16 protein-coding genes are annotated in these 14783 nt (G+C 64.1%); 12 read left to right on the top strand and 4 right to left on the bottom strand.

The window, feature by feature from the left end; genetic code table 11:
* The first annotated feature begins 44 nt into the window (after window positions 1-44).
* From HNP98_RS12720 to HNP98_RS12750, 7 genes are all read left to right on the top strand, one after another.
* Window positions 45-893 (top strand): MBL fold metallo-hydrolase, encoded by an 849-nt coding sequence (locus HNP98_RS12720; protein ID WP_173810451.1) that lies wholly within the window; start codon window positions 45-47, stop codon window positions 891-893.
* 117 nt (window positions 894-1010) lie between these two features.
* A complete protein-coding gene (locus HNP98_RS12725) occupies window positions 1011-1517 on the top strand; it encodes a hypothetical protein (RefSeq protein WP_217425754.1) in 507 nt (168 codons plus the stop codon).
* Window positions 1518-2057 (top strand): hypothetical protein, encoded by a 540-nt coding sequence (locus HNP98_RS21555; protein WP_217425755.1) that lies wholly within the window; start codon window positions 1518-1520, stop codon window positions 2055-2057.
* Window positions 2035-2766 (top strand): metallophosphoesterase, encoded by a 732-nt coding sequence (locus HNP98_RS12735; RefSeq protein WP_173810452.1) that lies wholly within the window; start codon window positions 2035-2037, stop codon window positions 2764-2766. Before HNP98_RS21555 ends, HNP98_RS12735 begins: the two co-directional genes overlap by 23 nt.
* Window positions 2763-3725 (top strand): SRPBCC family protein, encoded by a 963-nt coding sequence (locus tag HNP98_RS12740; protein WP_173810453.1) that lies wholly within the window; start codon window positions 2763-2765, stop codon window positions 3723-3725. The genes HNP98_RS12735 and HNP98_RS12740 overlap by 4 nt, the downstream gene beginning before the upstream one ends.
* A gap of 58 nt (window positions 3726-3783) precedes the next feature.
* Window positions 3784-4572: a patatin-like phospholipase family protein gene (locus HNP98_RS12745; RefSeq protein ID WP_217425756.1), complete on the top strand. Its 789-nt coding sequence runs from the start codon at window positions 3784-3786 to the stop codon at window positions 4570-4572.
* Window positions 4573-4621: 49 nt separating this feature from the next.
* Window positions 4622-5194, top strand: a complete 573-nt coding sequence (locus tag HNP98_RS12750) for a 1-acyl-sn-glycerol-3-phosphate acyltransferase (protein ID WP_173810454.1) — start codon at window positions 4622-4624, stop codon at window positions 5192-5194.
* 102 nt (window positions 5195-5296) lie between these two features.
* Here the strand turns inward: HNP98_RS12750 and HNP98_RS12755 are convergent, their stop codons facing one another.
* On the bottom strand, window positions 5297-5962 hold the full coding sequence (locus HNP98_RS12755; protein ID WP_173810455.1) for a DUF4159 domain-containing protein: 666 nt from the start codon (window positions 5960-5962) through the stop codon (window positions 5297-5299).
* 156 nt (window positions 5963-6118) lie between these two features.
* On the opposite strand from HNP98_RS12755, the gene HNP98_RS12760 reads away from it, so the two are divergent.
* The 3 genes from HNP98_RS12760 to HNP98_RS12770 all read left to right on the top strand — a co-directional run bounded on the left by HNP98_RS12760 (window position 6119) and on the right by HNP98_RS12770 (window position 9044).
* A complete protein-coding gene (locus HNP98_RS12760) occupies window positions 6119-6814 on the top strand; it encodes a hypothetical protein (protein ID WP_173810456.1) in 696 nt (231 codons plus the stop codon).
* Window positions 6811-8220, top strand: a complete 1410-nt coding sequence (locus tag HNP98_RS12765) for an RtcB family protein (protein WP_173810457.1) — start codon at window positions 6811-6813, stop codon at window positions 8218-8220. The genes HNP98_RS12760 and HNP98_RS12765 overlap by 4 nt, the downstream gene beginning before the upstream one ends.
* A 101-nt stretch (window positions 8221-8321) precedes the next feature.
* Entirely contained in the window at window positions 8322-9044 is a 723-nt protein-coding gene (locus HNP98_RS12770) for a hypothetical protein (RefSeq protein WP_173810458.1), read from the top strand.
* 23 nt (window positions 9045-9067) lie between these two features.
* Here the strand turns inward: HNP98_RS12770 and HNP98_RS12775 are convergent, their stop codons facing one another.
* Window positions 9068-9769: an RsmE family RNA methyltransferase gene (locus HNP98_RS12775; RefSeq protein WP_173810459.1), complete on the bottom strand. Its 702-nt coding sequence runs from the start codon at window positions 9767-9769 to the stop codon at window positions 9068-9070.
* Window positions 9770-9856: 87 nt separating this feature from the next.
* On the opposite strand from HNP98_RS12775, the gene HNP98_RS12780 reads away from it, so the two are divergent.
* A complete protein-coding gene (locus HNP98_RS12780) occupies window positions 9857-10828 on the top strand; it encodes an ADP-ribosylglycohydrolase family protein (protein WP_173810460.1) in 972 nt (323 codons plus the stop codon).
* Window positions 10829-10850: 22 nt separating this feature from the next.
* On the opposite strand, the gene HNP98_RS12785 is transcribed toward HNP98_RS12780, so the two are convergent.
* Complete coding sequence (locus HNP98_RS12785) at window positions 10851-11639, bottom strand: S1/P1 nuclease (protein ID WP_173810461.1); 789 nt, start codon at window positions 11637-11639, stop codon at window positions 10851-10853.
* A 171-nt stretch (window positions 11640-11810) separates the two neighbouring features.
* A complete protein-coding gene (gene pckA / locus HNP98_RS12790) occupies window positions 11811-13448 on the bottom strand; it encodes a phosphoenolpyruvate carboxykinase (ATP) (protein WP_173810462.1) in 1638 nt (545 codons plus the stop codon).
* Window positions 13449-13774: 326 nt separating this feature from the next.
* Between pckA and HNP98_RS12795 the strand changes: the two genes are divergently transcribed.
* Window positions 13775-14695 (top strand): AraC family transcriptional regulator, encoded by a 921-nt coding sequence (locus HNP98_RS12795; protein ID WP_173810463.1) that lies wholly within the window; start codon window positions 13775-13777, stop codon window positions 14693-14695.
* Window positions 14696-14783: the final 88 nt, after the last annotated feature.

The raw sequence follows: 14783 nt of genomic DNA on the forward strand, positions 1-14783 counted from the left end.
GTTATTAATTGGCGGGCTGTTAACTATTCATTGATAAATATTAAATGAAAATCCATTCCATTGATACCGGGTTGTTTAAGCTCGACGGCGGGGCCATGTTTGGCGTCGTGCCCAAGTCGATGTGGCAGAAGGTGTACCCGGCCGACGCCAATAACCTGTGCGCCTGGGCCATGCGCTCGTTGCTCATCGAAGACGGCAGCCGCCTAATGCTCATCGATACGGGCTTGGGCGACAAGCAGGACGCGAAGTTTTTCGGCCGCGTCGACTACCAGCCCACCGGCGCGCTCGACCAGTCGCTGGGGGCCCTGGGCTTCAACCGGGCCGACATTACCGACGTGTTTTTGACGCACCTGCACTTCGACCACGTGGGCGGGGCGGTGGTGCGCCGGCCCGACGGGGCCCTGGTGCCGGCCTTCCCCAACGCCACGTACTGGAGCAACCCGGCGCACTGGGACTGGGCCACCCACCCCAACCCGCGCGAAAAGGCCAGCTTTCTGACGGAGAACATCCTGCCGATTCAGGAAAGCGGCCAGCTGCAGTTCATCGACCCCGCCGCGGGGGCCCCGGCCGCGCTGCCGCAGCTGCGCGAGCTGCTGTTTGCCGACGGGCACACCGAGAAGCTGATGGTGCCCGTGCTCGAATACAAGGGCCGCACGCTGGCGTTTATGTCGGACTTGCTGCCCAGCGCCGCCCACCTGCCGCTGCCCTACGTGATGGGCTACGACATGCGCCCGCTGGTGACGATGGCCGAAAAAGAGGCCGTGCTGGCCCGCGCCGCCGCCGAAAACTGGGTGCTGGTGTTGCAGCACGACGCGCGGCACGAATGCTGCACCGTGCAGCAAACCGACAAGGGCGTGCGGCTGGCCGACACGTTCCGGCTCGGCGAGCTGTAACAAAGGTGGCCTGGCGGGCGTGGGCAGGCGGCGTTGATGACCGTGTGCCCGCCCGGCTGCACTTTTGCCTGGCGAGGCGGGGTAAAATCTATTTTTAACAGCGCCTGCTTTCAAAAAATGTCCGTTGTAAAGCTGTTCCGGCCCTACGTTTCCCTGGTGTTGCTGCTGGTGCCGCCCGGCTTGTTCGGCTTGTTGCTGCTGCTGTTTCAGGACAATGCCCGCCTGCGGCTTGGGGGCGGGTTCCCGTACCTGCCGTGGCAGTTTCTGGTGGTGGGCGCGGCCGGCACAGTTGCCACGCTCGGCGGCGTCCTGGATTGGCGCTACCACCGTAGCCCGCTCCACCTGAAAATTCCCAAAAAAGAGCGCGATGCGGAAGCGGCGGCGCTGGGGCTGGGCGGGGTGCCCATGTTTGTGCTCATGGGCCTGGCCACGCTGCACGGCAACCCCACCGCCTGGCTGATTCCGATTGTGGTGGTGCTGGTTTACACCGTGGTGGCCATCAGCTACGATGAGTTTGTGTTCCACCGCAAGCGCTGCGGGCCCGTTGAAAACACTTACCACCGGATGCTCGTGTTTGGCAACGGGACGGCCTGGCTGGCTTGGTTTCACTTCATTTACTGCTGATTGGGGGCTGCCACGACCGTCTGTAGCCTGCTAAGGCAGGGTGCCCAGCAGCTGGCCGAGCAGCCAGCCCGGGTGCGGCAGCCGCTTTCGCCCCACATTTTTACCACGGGTGCCCGCTGGATGTTTGCGCACCTGCCCCCGCTGGCGGGGCGGCCGGCCGGGTTCGACGATACCATCCGTTTTGGGCGGTACGGCAGCCTGAAGTACGGGAGCAGCCTGCTGGCGCTGCTGGTCGTGGCCGGCGTTTTGGTCCGGCTGCATTTGTTCCTGTTATTACCGCTGGCGGGGCTGGCGTTCTACGTGGTAGAAGTGCATTTCCTGTTCCTGTTTCCCCTGCTGCTCGACTGCGTGGCGCACCCGCTCCGCGCCAGCGTGCGGGCCACGTACCGCGTGGGCCTGCTGAAAGCGCTGGCCTGGACGCTGGTCCTGGCCGCGTTTATGCTGGCCGGGCTGCTGAGCCGCCGGCCGTGGCACAACTGGCACATTGGCTGCCTGGCACTTATCCACTGGTACCGCCATGAAGTTAGAGCTGGGGTATAGCCCCGATTTTGAGGTGCGGCAGGTGGAGTATATCTGTGCCGGGGCGGGCAGCTTCAGTGTGCTCTACTTGTCTGACCTGCACCTGACGCGGTTTGGCGGCCCCCTCGTGGCCCGGCTCATTGCCACGGTAGCCCGGCTCGACCCGCAGCTGATTTTGCTCGGCGGCGACTACCTGGACGGCCCACGGGGCGTGCCGCACTTCGCCCGCCTGCTGCAATTCCTGGCCACCCGCCCGCACGTTTTCGTGGTCGCCGGCAACCACGACGAATGGTTTGGGCTGGCCAAGGTGAAAAAAATGGTGGAGGCCCACCACCTGACCTGGCTGGGCGAGCAGGCTGTCGAAATCAGCCTGAACGGCCGCCGGATTGCGGTGAGTGGCAAGGGGGCGAGCGGTCGAGCCGAAGGGTTGGCTTTCAGTATCTTATGCCTGCACCAGCCGGCCGGTTTGCCCCGGCTAAGCGCGGCCCACAACCTGGTGTTGGCCGGGCACCTGCACGGCGGGCAGGTTGTGCTTTGGCGCTCGGCCCGCGGGCTGTATCCGGGGCGGTTGTTCTACCGCTGGAATATCTTGCAGGCCCGCCTCGGCCACTGCCTGTGCCTCGTCAGCAAAGGCCTGGGCGACACGCTGCCCGTGCGCTACAACTGCCCGAAAGACGTGGTGTTGGTGCGGGTCAATCCGGCCCGGCCGGCTACTGCAAGCCCCTTATGAAATCGTTGTTTGCTATCGTGCTGGCGGCCGTTTACGGGCTGATAATTCGCCTCTTGTTTGGCTTTGCCAACGGGCTGATGGAGATTATGAGCGTCACGTTCATCTTTCTGGTGCCCGTTGGGGTCGGCTACCTCACGGTGGGGCTGCTGGCCCCCGGCAGGGCCAGTACGCGCACGGCCGCCTTTTTCCTGCCCTGGCTGACCAGCCTGTTTCTACTGGTTGTTACGGTGCTGCTCAATGTAGAGGGGGCAGCTTGTTGGCTGATGGTTTTCCCAATTTTTGCGGTATTCGCCGGTTTTGGGGGCCTGCTGGCCTTTGCCCACCGCACGCGCAAAAACAGAAAAGCTGCTGACAGCCAGCAGCCTACCCGCCTCAACCTGTCGCTGCTGGTGGCCGGGCCGCTGCTGCTGGGTTTTGTCGAAGGCGAGAAAGCGCTTGTTCCCAAGCAGCTGACCATCAGCCGCGAGGTAGTGGTGGGCGCGCCGCCCGCCGCCGTCTGGCAGCAGCTCACCCGCCGCCGCACCGTGGCGCGGCCCGCCGGCGGCCGCTCCTTGGCCGGCCTGTTTGGGTTCCCGCGCCACCTCACCACCACGCTCGATTCGTGCCGGGTGGGCGGCAAGCGCGTGGCGTACTACGAAAAAGGCCTGTACTTTGAGGAAACCGTGGCCAGCTACTGGCCCGCCCGCCGGCTGGTGCTGCGCGTGAACGCCAACCCCAGTGCCGTGCCAGCGGCCGTGATGGACGAGCACATCGTGATTGGCGGCAAGCACCTGAATATTTTGCAGGATGCCTACCAGCTAACGCCCCTGGCCGGCGGCCGCACCCGCCTGCGCCTGGCCAGCCGGTTTTACATCAACACGCCCTTCAACTGGTACGCCGAAATCTGGGCGCACTACCTCATGGCCGACATCCTGGACGGGGAGCTGGCGGGCCTGCAAGCCCGAACCGCTGCCAGCTGACACGGCCCGCAGCGCCCGGGGCGGCGCGTGGCTTCACCCTTCTTACCTACTGATAAAATTGATTCCGAGCGAAAACGCGGCCTTCACTGCCCTCAGCCTGGCCCTGTCGGGCGGCGGGGCGCGGGGCATTGCCCATTTGGGCATTTTGGCGGCGCTCGACGAGCTGGAGCTGCCCGTGGGGCGGCTGGCGGGCGTCAGCTCGGGGGCCATTGCGGGTGCGTTTTACGCGGCCGGCTTCCCGCCGCGCGAGATTCTGCGGCTGCTGCTGGGCACCAATGTGGCCCGGCTCACGCGGCCGGCCTTTAGCCGGCTGGGGCTGCTGGGGCTGGATGCGGTGGAGGCGCTGCTGGCCAGCCATTTGGGGCCCCGCATTCAGTTCGAGGATTTGCAGAAGCCCCTCACGCTGGTGGCCACCGACTTGGTGGCCGGCGAGTCGGTGTACTTCAGCACGGGGCCCTTGCTGCCGCCGCTGCTGGCCTCGTCGGCGGTGCCCATCGTGTACCGGGCCGTGGCGTACCAGGGGCGGCAGCTCGTGGACGGCGGCCTGCTCAACAACCTGCCCGTGGAGCCGCTGCTGGGCTGCGGCGGGCCCGTGGTGGGGCTGCACTGCAACCCCGTCAACCGCGAGGCCCGCATCCCCACCATCCGCCGCCTGGTGGAGCGCACCCTGCACCTGGCCATCAACGCCAACACGGCCCACCGCAAAACCCAGTGCGCCCTGCTGCTGGAGCCGCCCGCGCTGCGCCACTTCCGCCCGCTCGACTACCGCAAGGGCGCGGAGCTGTTCGACATCGGCTACCGGTACGCGCTGGGGCGGGCGGCCGAGCTGCGGGCGCTGCGGGCCTGAGGCGGCCCGTGTTACCTTTGCGTTTCGTTCGCCTCCCAATTTATTTGCAATGCCCGCCCGCAAAACGTCCACCGTCTGGTACTACATCGCCAAAGCCGTGTTCTGGGTGTCGGGGTGGAAGCTGGGCCAACTGGCCGACCCGGACATCCGCAAGAGCATGATGATTGCGGCCCCCCACACCAGCAACTGGGACCTGATTTACGCCCGCGCCGCTTTTTATTTGATGGACGTGCCGGTGCGCTTCACCGTGAAAAAGGAGTGGACCGACCACTGGCTGCTCGGGGGCCTGGTGCGCTCGGTGGGCGGCCTGGCCGTGGACCGCAACAAAAACAACAGCTTGGTAGAGAACATGGCCGAGCTGTTCGACGCGCACGACGAGCTGGTGATTCTCATCACCCCCGAGGGCACCCGCAAGTACCAGCCGCGCTGGCGCAAGGGCTACTACTTCGCGGCCCTCGCCGCGCACGTACCCATCCGGCTGGGCTACCTGGACTACGCCAAGAAGGAAGCCGGCATCGGCCCGGCCGTGTACCCTAGCGGCGACTACCCCGCCGACGAGGAAAAAATCAAGGCCTTCTACCGCACCAAAACCGGCCGCTTCCCCGCCCAGGGCGTGCGGTAGCTTTTCACGTGCGGTAGCTTTTCATTTAACAGTTAGCAGTTAACAATTAGCATTTCCTGATTGCGCCTGCTGGCGCAATCAGGAAATGCTAATTGTTAACTGCTAATCGAAATCCAGGGCGTAGGCCACCAGGTTGGCCCCCATGCGCAGGGCCGCGTCGTGGATGGCGGGCGGGTCTTCGGGGTAGGTGCCCACGTCTTCCCAGCCGTTGCCCAGGTCGCACTCGTAGCTGTAGAAGCACACCAGCCGGCCCTTGTACACCAGGCCGAAGCCCTGGGCCTGCTTGCCGTCGTGCTCGTGCACTTTGGGCAGCCCGTGCGGAAACGGGTATTTCTGGTGGTAAATGGGGTGGGAGTAGGGCAGCTCCACGAATTCCAGCTCGGGAAACACCTTCTTCATCTCGGGCCGGATGAACTTGTCGAGCCCGTAGTTATCGTCGATGTGCAGGAAGCCGCCGCCCACCAGGTAGCGGCGCAGGTTCAGCGCTTCCGCCGCCGTGAAGCTCACGTTGCCGTGCCCCGTCATGTGGATGAACGGGTAGTCGAGCAGCTCGGGCGCGTCCAGCTCCACGGTGGCCTCGTCGGGCGCGATGTTGGTGTGCAGCGCCTGGTTGCAGAAGCTGATGAGGTTCGGCAGGCTGGTTTTGTTGGCGTACCAGTCGCCCCCGCCGCCGTAGTGCAGCTTGGCGATGCGGAAGCTGGGGGCAGGGGGCGGGGTGAAGGCGGTAGTGAGTATTAAAACCAGCGGCAGAAATAAGAATTTTAGCATAATGGTGGGGGAAAGCCGCATGATTAGTAAAATTGCTAATTATGTTTGCAATGCGGCGCAACGCCAGAACTCAAAGCTACCAAGCAAAGCAAAGACATCCTGCTGAAAATGGTGGTTCAGCCGCACCTGATTTCCTAACAAGCTCACCCGTGCCCGATGAGTATCAAACTCAAAAAGCTACTAGCAGCCTACGAAGCCGAACGCACTAGCCTTACCGCTGAAATGGAAGAATGCGTGGCTGAGATGGATTACGGAAAAGCGCATTTATTTTTCAAAGCCTTGGCGCGGATAAATCAGCAGCTGCAAACACTGAATAGCCTTCAGGATGAGCGGCACGACGAAAAAGAAGACTTAATGCATTCAGTTAAGTTCCTGGAGGAATTGGTAGATGCAGAAGATTACATGCGTGACTACCACAAGGAACTACTTGCTGAAGCAAAGGAAAAGCTGGCGGAACTGAATCGTTTTTCTACACAAAAAGCGCCGGCCGAACATGTAGTGCGCGGTATTATGGTCAAGCTCTTGGCTGGGGAAATGAGCGGTTTTACACTCATATTTGAGGCATCTCAAAGGCTCAGTTGTCATATAAAGCTGGTACGGAAAACATTGATTTTAACTGTACCCGAAATTCGTCGACACAGGGCAAGCTCTACTTTAGAAAAAAGACACATCAGAAACTTTAAGCGCATAGGCTTCCGCTTGTATGATAACAAAGATAAACTAATGCTATTTGCACCTTATTCGACTTTGGCAGAGCTGGCTGCTGTGCAGTGTGTTCTGGCCCGTGTTACGTTTGAGGTTTTCTATTTTAAAGAGCTTGCAGGCGAAACTTATATTAAATACCACCCATGACCACCGGCAAAGACCTCCTCGACCTTGGCTTCAAATCGGGCAAGTGGTTCAAGGAAGCCCTGGAGCACATCAACGCCAACGGCCTGGAAGGCGACGCCCTGCGCGCCTACCTCGACACGGTGAAGCCGCCGGCCGCGCTGCCGCTGCTGCCCGCGCCGATGCCGTTTCACGAGAACATCCGCGCTGATACGCTGGTCGAGCAGCAGAACATCGACTACGTGCGGCTGTCGATGCAGCAGCTCATGCGCACGCCCACCGTGGTGACGGGGGCCATTATGCCCGACGCCTGCCCGGCCGGGCCGGTGGGCACCATCCCCGTGGGGGGCGTGGTGGTGACGCGCAACGCCATCCACCCCGGCATGCACTCGGCCGACATCTGCTGCTCGGTGATGCTGACCAACCTGGGCAAAACCGACCCCAAAACGGTGCTCGACCTGGCCCAGCAGGTGACGCACTTCGGGCCGGGCGGCCGGCCGCCGGACGCCCGGTTTGCGCTGCCCGCCGACCTCCTGGCCGAATTCCAGGCCAACCCGTTCCTGAATTCCGACAAGGGCCTCGCCCTGGCCCGGGAGCACCTGGGCACGCAGGGCGACGGCAACCACTTCCTGTACGTGGGCACCTCGCGCAACACCGGCGACACGGTGCTCGTGACGCACCACGGCTCGCGCGGGGTGGGGGCCCGGCTCTACACGGCGGGCATGAAGGTGGCCGAGCGGTTCCGCCAGCAGCTCTCGCCCGCCACCGCGCCCGCCAACGCCTGGCTGCCCACCGACACCCCCGAGGGCGAAGCCTACTGGCAGGCCCTGCAAACCGTGCGCCGCTGGACCAAGCAAAACCACCTGTGCCTGCACGACGCCATTGCGGGCAAGCTGGGGGCCCCGGTGCAGCAGCGCTACTGGAACGAGCACAACTTCGTATTCAAAGCCGGCGACCTGTACTACCACGCCAAGGGGGCCACGCCCCTGGACCCGCAGTTCATGCCCGACATCACCGGTCCGCGCATCATCCCGCTCAACATGGCGCAGCCCATTCTGATTGTGGAGGGCGAAACCACGGCCAACAACCTGGGCTTCGCGCCGCACGGCGCGGGCCGCAACCTCAGCCGCACGAAGCACAAGTACAGCAAAATCGGCCAGGCCGACGAAGCCATTTTCGCCGAAGAAACCCAGGGTATTGATGCCCGCTTTTTCTTCAACCGCATCGACATTTCGGAGCTGCCCAGCGCCTACAAAAACGCCGATGACGTGAAGCAGCAAATCACCGATTTCAAGCTGGCCACCGTGGTTGATGAAATCCGGCCCTACGGCTGCCTCATGGCCGGCGACTGGGAGCAGGACGCGCCTTGGCGGACGAAGAAGCTGGCCAAAAAGGCGGCCGAAGCGGCGTTAGGTGGCGATTTGGCCTAGTAGCAGGCAATTGCTTTCGTGGGTGCTGCGAGGTAGGAAGCGAATGCGGAAAATGTCAAAACTACCTTGCTTACGGCACCACAACCTGATTAATTACTAAGATGAGCACCGAGCAGTTTGCATTAGATAAAAGCCGATTTGGTGAGGTTCAGAAAAAGATACTTCTCAAAAGTGCGCCGCTGATGGTATTGGCGTTGCTGGCTGGGGGTGGAATAAATTATTTCAACAACGGTGGAAGGCAGGACCAACCCAATGTCTTGTTCGTTATGTTACCATTGGGCCTGATTCTGTTGGCAGTAGGAATGTACAGGGGTGTGCAGCGGCAGAAAGGCTTATTCCTGAGTTACCGGCTCCACGTTGACGAGTGGGGAATTACGCGCGAGCAGGCCACAACGCCCACAATACGCTTGGAGAGCACGGAAATCCGGGAAATACACAAGGCTGCGGACGGCAGCTACGCGGTAAAGGGCGGCTCAATAAACCACACGATTTTTATACCGGCTCAAGTTGAAAATCCGGCAGCTTTAGAAGAAATCATGGGTCGGTTCAGCCCTTTGCTGACCCCGCCACCCCAGGCAGTGGCCACCCGGGCGCTGCAACTGCTGCCGGTGGCTACCGTGGTGCTGCTGGTGCTGGTGTATGTGTCGGCCAGCAAACCGGTGGTAGCCGTTAGCGGTACGTTGCTGCTCGGCTTTATGGGCTATTCGCTGGTGGCCACCCAGCGCAGCAAGCACGTTGATGGCAAAACCAAAAAAGGCATCTGGCTGGTGTTGATAGTTATAGCGTCAGTCGTTGCGGTTATGTATGTTAAGCTAAGGGCATAGGCGGAGTTTTTCCGGCCAGGTTTTCAGCGCACCAGCCGCGCCGTGAACACCGCCGCCAGCGCCGCCGTTTCGGTGCGCAGCCGGGAGGCCCCTAGCGTCACCGGCCGGATGCCCCGGCCGAGCGCCAGCGCAATTTCCACCGGGGTAAAATCGCCCTCGGGCCCGATGAGCACGCAGCAGGCGGGCCCGGTGGCGGCGACTTGCGCCAGGGCGGTGCGCTCGCCTTCTTCCAGGTGGGCGATGAAGGTGGTGGCCGGGTCGGCGGCGGCCACGAACGGCGCGAAATCCTGCAATTCGTCCAGCTGCGGCAGCCACGCCTGGCCCGACTGCTTGAGGGCGCTGACCGCTATTTTCTCCAGGCGGTCCAGCTTTAGGTCGCGGCGCTCGGAGCGGGCGCAGCGCAGGAAGGAAATGCGGTCCACGCCCATTTCCACGGCTTTCTCCACGAACCACTCCATTCGGTCGAGGTTCTTGGTGGGGGCCACGGCCACGTGGGTGAAGTAGGGGCGGGGCGGCACAGCCTCGTGGGCGACGAGGCGCAGCTGGCAGCGCTTGGGATTGGCGTCGGCCACCTCGGCTTGGTAGCGGCCCCCGCAGCCGTCCACGAGGGCCACGGGGGCCCCGGGGCCCAGGCGCAGCACGCGCACGGCGTGCTTGCTTTCTTCTTCGGAGAGGGTGTAGGCCGGTTGGCCGGGGTGCAGGTCGGGGGCGTAGCAGGTCAGCATGGGGCGGCAAAGGTCGGCCCGGCCGGGGCTCCGGCGCGCTACTGTGGCCAGGAAATGCGGGCGGTTCATCCGCTACTTTTGGTGCCTATGCTACTACCTGCCGCTACCCGGGCCGCCCTGCTGGGCCTGGCCGTGGGCGACGCCCTGGGCGTGCCCGTTGAGTTCCGAAGCCGCGAGGAGCGCCGCCGCGACCCCGTAACCGGTATGCGCGCCCACGGCACGCACGACCAGCCGGCCGGCACCTGGTCCGACGACGCCTCGCTCACCTTCTGCCTGGCCGAAACCCTGGCCCGGCCCGGGGCCCTGGCGGGGACCCCTGATTTGGCAGATTTCGCCCGCCGGTGCATCAACTGGCTGGATAACGCCTACTGGACGGCCACCGGCGAAACCTTCGACGTGGGCAACGCCACCCGGGCCGCCATCGGCCGGCTGCGCAAAGGGGTGGAGCCGACCCAGGCGGGGCCCCGCACCGAAGCCGACAACGGCAACGGGGCCCTGATGCGCATCCTGCCCCTGGCCTTTCACCAAACCTGGCGGGCCGACCCGCTGGACCCGGACGCCGCCTGGGCCCTGACGGCCGCCGTGGCCAGCGTCACGCACGGCCACCCGCGCTCCACGCTGGGCTGTTTTCTGTACCTGCTGGTGGCGCGGGAGCTGCTGGCGGGCCTGGGGCCGGCCGGGGCCTACGCCCAAATGGTGGCGGTGGCCAACCCGTGGTTGCGGCACGGCAGCATTCCCGCGGTGGTGGAAGACATCTACTACCGCCGCGTGCTCGACGGGACGCTGCCCGCGCTGCCCGAAGCCGAAATCCAGTCCTCCGGCTACGTGGTGCACACCCTGGAAGCGGCGCTGTGGTGCCTGCTGAATCAAACCAGCTACCCCGCCACGGTGCTGGCCGCCGTCAACCTGGGCAGCGATACCGATACGACCGGGGCCGTAGCCGGCGGGCTGGCCGGCCTGGCCTACGGCGAGGCGGGGCTGCCCGCGGAGTGGCTGGGGCCCCTGGCCCGCCGCGCCGACATCGAGGAATTGGCCAACCGCCTGGCGGCCCCCGGTTAATTAAACCGGGGGTCCCAGCACGCTATTTCAACGCCTCGTTCAGCACGCCGGCCAGGCGGAGGCCCGCTTGCTGGATGCGCAGCTTCAGCAGCTCGGCGTGCGCGGGGTAGTAGCGGTAGTCGAAGTCGGGGTTCTTGTCGGCTTCGGCGTAGAGGCGCTCGGCGTCCTGGTACGACTCGAACAGCCACTGGGTCAAGGGGGCTTGCTGCCACTGGCGCACCTGGCTACCGCTGATGCCTTTGTTGTACTCGTAGCCCATTTCGGTGTAGGTGAGGCCCTGGTAGTCCAGCAGGCCGCTGTCCCAGAGGCTGTGCAGGTTGGTTTCCTTGCCCCGGAACATCACCTTGATTTTGTTGCCGCCCTGGTCCTCGGCGCGGCCGGTGTGGAAGGGCTGGTGCACGTCGCCCACGAAATGCACCACGTACTTCAGGGCACTGGTCCGGTCGGCCTGCGGCTTGGTCTTGTCCTTCAGGATGGCGAGCTGGGCTTGCAGGGCGGTGTAGGCGTTGGCCTCCGGCTGCGCTTTAAGGGCCTGCTCGTAGGCGGCGCGGTCGAGGCCCAGGGGCGTGTTCACGTAGTGCCAGGGCGCGGTGTCCTTGAACTCGGGCGCGTAGCGGATTTCGTCGGGCCAGGTGCTCGCCATCACCAGGGTTTCGGGGCCCAGCAGGGCCTTCACCTCGCGGCGGGCCCGGCGGCTGAGGTGGTACTCGGCCAGCCGGCCGATGGCGCGGTGGCCGTCCACGCCCCAGGCCCCGGCGCGGGTGGCAACGAGCGAGAGCAAAACGAGCAGCGGTAAGCGGAAAAAAGTCATAAAGCGGAAAAAATTGCGGAAGTGAAATCACTGCGGTAACGTCGCGCGAATAGACGCCGGTTGCCGCCGCGGGCTGCTTCTCGCAACACTTTAGTAACGCTGGCCGGCCGGGACGCAAAAAGCCCCGGCACTGCGCGGTGCCGGGGCTTTTGCAGGCTAACGAATCGAAAATTACGCCTCCACGGCCACCTTGGCGGCCACATGCGGGGCCCCGGCGAGGATTTCCTCGCTGGCCGAAGCGGCGTATTTCTGGAAATTGGCCACGAACTTCTCGGCCAGGTCGCCGGCCGTTTTGTCGTAAGCGGCCTTATCGGCCCAGGTGTTGCGCGGGTCCAGGATTTCGCTGGGCACGCCCGGCACCGCCCCGGGCACCATCACCCCGAACACGGGGTGGGGCCGGAACTTCACCTCGTCGAGCTTGCCGGTGAGGGCGGCCGTAATCATGGCGCGGGTGTAGTTCAGCTTCATGCGCTGGCCGGTGCCGTAGGCCCCACCGGTCCAGCCGGTGTTCACGAGCCACACGTTAATGTCAGGGTTCTCGTCCATTTTGCGGCCCAGCATCTCGGCGTACTTAGTGGGGTGCAGCGGCAGGAACACGGCCCCGAAGCAGGCCGAAAACGTGGTTTGCGGCTCTGTAATGCCCATTTCGGTGCCCGCCACCTTGGCCGTGTAGCCCGACATGAACAGGTACATGGCGTGGCTTTTGTCGAGCTTGCTGATGGGGGGCAGCACCCCGAAGGCGTCGGCGGTGAGGAAGAAAATGTTCTGGGGCGTGCCGGCCACGCTCGGCTCCACGGCGTTGGCGATGAAGTCGATGGGGTAGGCGGTGCGGGTGTTCTCCGTCACCGACTTGTTGGCGTAGTCCACGGTGTGGGTGCCGGGCACGAAGCGCGTGTTTTCCACGATGCTGCCGAAGCGGATGGCGTCCCAGATTTCGGGCTCCTTCTCGCGGCTCAGGTCGATGACCTTGGCGTAGCAGCCGCCCTCGAAGTTGAAGATGCCGCCCTCGGGCGTCCAGCCGTGCTCGTCGTCGCCCACCAGGCCCCGGTGGGGGTCGGCCGAGAGGGTGGTTTTGCCCGTGCCCGAGAGGCCGAAGAAGATGGCCGTGTCGCCGCCCGGGCCCACGTTGGCCGAGCAGTGCATGGGCAACGTGTGGTGCTCGTGGGGCAGCAAGTAGTTCAGCACCCCAAAAATACCCTTCTTCATCTCGCCGGCGTAGCCCGTGCCGCCAATCAGAATCAGCTTTTTAGTGAAATTGATGATGGCGAAGTTGGGCTGCCGGGTGCCGTCCACGGCCGGGTCGGCCAGGAAGCCGGGGGCGTTGATGATGCTAAAATCGGGGAGCCAGCTGGTGTCCACGCCGGCCTCGGGGCGCAGAAACAGGTTGTAGCAGAACAGGTTGTGCCAGGCCAGCTCGTTCACCACGCGCAGCCGCAGCTGGTAGCCCGGGTGGGCCCCGGCGTAGGCGTCGCGCACGAACACCTCTTTATCGGCCAGGTAGGCCACCATTTTCTGGTGCAGCTGGTCGAATTTGTCCGGGGCAAACGGGATGTTGATGTCGCCCCACCACACGCTACTTTCCGTCCCGCCGTCCTGCACGATGAAGCGGTCCTTGGGCGAGCGGCCCGTGAACGCGCCGGTGTCGCACATCAGGGCCCCGGTGTCGGTCAGTTCGCCTTCGTGCCGGCGCAGGGCGTGGTCCACGAGCGCGGCGGGCCCCAGGTTGAGGTACACGGGGCCGGTGGTGGGGCCGAAGCCGAGCGGCTTCAGGCGGTCGGCCACGGCCGACGGGTTAGCGGGCGTTGACATAAGCAGTCAGGAAAAAAATAGGTAGGAATGAATGAAGTAGGCACAAATCGTTCCGTTCGGGGCACGCGGCACCCGGTTATCCAGGGGGCGGGCCCCACGCCTGAGTGGGGAGGGCCGCACGCCGCCGCCGGGCAAAAAGGCTAAATGCGAATCGTTGGGGCCTAAAACTAACCCGGGGCGCAGTAGTCGTTGCTAACGGAACAAAGGTAGCCGGCCCCCCAAGCCACCCACTGAAACAATCCACTGCTTTACCAGGACAAATCATACCTTGCGGTCGAATTTCATCAACTTGCGGTAAAATCTTACCTGTTTTCGCCCGTTCGGCCATGCCCCAGGAAATCGCGCACTACAACGGCATTTACGGCGACCAGAAGGCCATCGTGGCCTACGACTACCTCCAGAGCCAGCTCATCGCGCCCCGCCAGCGCCTCACCGATTGGGGCCTGAAGCCGCACCTGCACGGCAACTTGTTCCAGCTCTTCGTGCTCGAAGCCGGCCGGGCGGCCTTCGAGGCCCCCGAGCGGGTGGCGCTCATCACGCCCTGCGTGGTGGTCATCCCGGCAAACACGGTGCACGGCTTCACCTTCAGCCCGCAGGTGAAGGGGCGCACCGTGACGCTGGCCGAGGGCCTGCTCGACACCATTTTGCAGGCCACGCCCGACGTGCTGGTCGAGTTGAACGCGGTGCACGTCCTGTCCGATTTCAGCGCCGAGGTGCCCTTTGCCGACCTGCTGGCCCTGGTGCAGCAAATCCACGCCGAAACCCACGCCGACCTGCCCGGCAAGCAGCTGGCCCTGAACGGCCTGTTCAAGCTGCTGTTCGTGAAGCTGTTCCGGCTGCTGCACCACAACCGCCGCAAGGCCGCCAGCCCCAACCGGGCCCTGCACTACTTCCGCGAGTTCCAGAAGGCCGTCACCCGGGCCGCGCCCTTCGAGAAGAAAATTGCCGACTTCGCCCAGGAGCTGAAGATTACGCCCGTGCACCTCAACCGCATCTGCCAGGCCGTGAAGGGGCGCACGGCGCTGCAAATCGTGCAGGCCCACACCCTGCGCCGGGCCCACAACTACTTGCTGTACACGTCGCTCTCGGTGTCGGAAATCGCCTACGAGCTGCAGTTCGTGGACCCCGGCTACTTCACCCGCTTCTTCCGCAAGCAAACCGGCCTCTCGCCGGGGGCCTACCGCGCCCGGGCCTACCAGGCGTCTCCCGGGGGCCCGCCCACGGTTCCGGCCGGGGCCCAATCCTGAGGCCGCGCCCGCGCCGCCGACTGCCAAAACTTGCCTAGCTTTACCCGTTCCGGTTTCCCGGCCAATTAATGCGGCCGGTAACCTGCCT

The organism is Hymenobacter caeli (assembly GCF_013294115.1).
GTDB lineage: Bacteria > Bacteroidota > Bacteroidia > Cytophagales > Hymenobacteraceae > Hymenobacter > Hymenobacter caeli.

Bases quoted from the DNA above. Each gene is read 5' to 3' on its own strand.
- HNP98_RS12720 (WP_173810451.1), top strand. From the start codon at position 45: ATGAAAATCCATTCCATTGATACCGGGTTGTTTAAGCTCGACGGCGGG.
- HNP98_RS12725 (WP_217425754.1), top strand. From the start codon at position 1,011: ATGTCCGTTGTAAAGCTGTTCCGGCCCTACGTTTCCCTGGTGTTGCTG.
- HNP98_RS12735 (WP_173810452.1), top strand. From the start codon at position 2,035: ATGAAGTTAGAGCTGGGGTATAGCCCCGATTTTGAGGTGCGGCAGGTG.
- HNP98_RS12740 (WP_173810453.1), top strand. From the start codon at position 2,763: ATGAAATCGTTGTTTGCTATCGTGCTGGCGGCCGTTTACGGGCTGATA.
- HNP98_RS12750 (WP_173810454.1), top strand. From the start codon at position 4,622: ATGCCCGCCCGCAAAACGTCCACCGTCTGGTACTACATCGCCAAAGCC.
- HNP98_RS12755 (WP_173810455.1), bottom strand. From the start codon at position 5,962: ATGCTAAAATTCTTATTTCTGCCGCTGGTTTTAATACTCACTACCGCC.
- HNP98_RS12760 (WP_173810456.1), top strand. From the start codon at position 6,119: ATGAGTATCAAACTCAAAAAGCTACTAGCAGCCTACGAAGCCGAACGC.
- HNP98_RS12765 (WP_173810457.1), top strand. From the start codon at position 6,811: ATGACCACCGGCAAAGACCTCCTCGACCTTGGCTTCAAATCGGGCAAG.
- HNP98_RS12770 (WP_173810458.1), top strand. From the start codon at position 8,322: ATGAGCACCGAGCAGTTTGCATTAGATAAAAGCCGATTTGGTGAGGTT.
- HNP98_RS12775 (WP_173810459.1), bottom strand. From the start codon at position 9,769: ATGCTGACCTGCTACGCCCCCGACCTGCACCCCGGCCAACCGGCCTAC.
- HNP98_RS12780 (WP_173810460.1), top strand. From the start codon at position 9,857: ATGCTACTACCTGCCGCTACCCGGGCCGCCCTGCTGGGCCTGGCCGTG.
- HNP98_RS12785 (WP_173810461.1), bottom strand. From the start codon at position 11,639: ATGACTTTTTTCCGCTTACCGCTGCTCGTTTTGCTCTCGCTCGTTGCC.
- pckA (WP_173810462.1), bottom strand. From the start codon at position 13,448: ATGTCAACGCCCGCTAACCCGTCGGCCGTGGCCGACCGCCTGAAGCCG.
- HNP98_RS12795 (WP_173810463.1), top strand. From the start codon at position 13,775: ATGCCCCAGGAAATCGCGCACTACAACGGCATTTACGGCGACCAGAAG.